Source organism: Oleiphilus sp. HI0066 (assembly GCF_001635725.1).
The window spans coordinates 1-610 of sequence record NZ_LWFH01000476.1 but is presented as its reverse complement, the minus strand read 5'-3'; the positions used below and the strand labels follow the sequence as shown (position 1 = coordinate 610).

The 610-nt window shown below is 42.1% G+C and carries 1 protein-coding gene; it reads left to right on the top strand.

Features of this window, described 5'->3' with window-relative positions:
- Nucleotides 1-610, top strand: a 610-nt coding sequence (locus tag A3738_RS06770) for a mechanosensitive ion channel family protein (RefSeq protein WP_156504022.1), incomplete at both ends; no start/stop codon positions are given.

Here is a 610-nt window from a genome sequence, read left to right as displayed (position 1 = left end):
TTTTGCCTTACTGGGCATTGATTTTACGAAGTTAGCGATTGTCGCAGGTGCTTTGAGTGTCGGTGTTGGCTTTGGCTTGCAGTCTATCTTTAACAACTTTATTTCTGGTTTGATTCTACTGTTCGAGAGGCCAATAAAGGTTGGAGATTTAATTGAACTCGACTCGGGTACGCGAGGCAGAGTCAAAGCAATAAATGTTCGAAGTACTCAAATCACGACGTGGGATAACATTGATTTACTTGTCCCTAATTCGGAATTTATTTCAGGGAGAGTGATCAACTATACCTTGAGTGATGACGTGCGCCGTCTGCATATCCCTTTTGGTGTCGCGTATGGTTCTGATAAGGAAATTGTTAAACGCGCTGCTATTGAAGCTTCGCTCGAGCTGTCATGCACCATTAATCACGGGGCACACAAGCCAGATGTGTGGTTGATCAATTTTGGCGACAGTTCATTAGATTTTGAGTTAATTGTTTGGGTAAATGGAAATGAATTGCCTATCGATAAGCACCCAATTGGTATGTATTTGTGGGAGATCGAAACCAAACTCAGTGAGTACGAGATTGAAATACCATTTCCTCAACGTGATTTGCGTTTGCGTTCGATAGAT